Source organism: Hylemonella sp. GW821-FHT10B10 (genome assembly GCF_059415585.1).
Genome location: NZ_JBWKNN010000008.1, coordinates 1 through 694 on the forward strand (window position 1 = coordinate 1; position 694 = coordinate 694).

1 protein-coding gene is annotated in these 694 nt (G+C 62.1%); it reads right to left on the reverse strand.

All coding sequences use genetic code 11. The features are described from left to right. On the reverse strand, positions 1–680 hold a 680-nt coding region (locus AC07NT_RS18465), incomplete at its 3' end, for a GTP-binding protein (RefSeq protein WP_498600353.1). Between the last annotated feature and the right edge of the window lie 14 nt (positions 681–694).

Below are 694 nucleotides of genomic sequence, written 5' to 3' on the forward strand. Positions count from 1 at the left end.
CCGCGGCCGGAGATGGAGAACACGTCTTCCACGGGCATCAGGAAGGCACCGTCCACAGCGCGCTCAGGCGTGGGGATGTAGCTGTCCAGGGCGTCGGCCAGCTTCATGATGGCGCCTTCGCCCAGTTCGCCCTTGTCGCCTTCCAGCGCCAGCTTGGCAGAACCCTTGACGATGGGGGTGTCGTCGCCGGGGAAGTCGTACTTGGAGAGGAGCTCGCGCACTTCCATTTCGACCAGTTCCAGCAGTTCGGCGTCGTCAACCATGTCGCACTTGTTCAGGAAGACGATGATGTAGGGCACGCCAACCTGACGGGCCAGCAGGATGTGCTCGCGGGTCTGGGGCATGGGGCCGTCAGCGGCGGACACGACCAGGATGGCGCCGTCCATCTGGGCAGCACCGGTGATCATGTTCTTCACATAGTCGGCGTGGCCGGGGCAGTCCACGTGGGCGTAGTGACGGTTCTTGGTCTCGTACTCGACGTGGGCGGTGTTGATGGTGATGCCGCGGGCCTTTTCTTCGGGAGCCGCATCGATCTGGTCGTAGGCCTTGGCCTGGCCACCGAACTTGGAGGCCAGAACCGTGGTGATGGCCGCTGTCAGGGTGGTCTTGCCATGGTCCACGTGACCAATCGTGCCAACGTTGACGTGCGGCTTGGTCCGCTCAAATTTCTCTTTTGCCATTTTTCAAATCTCCA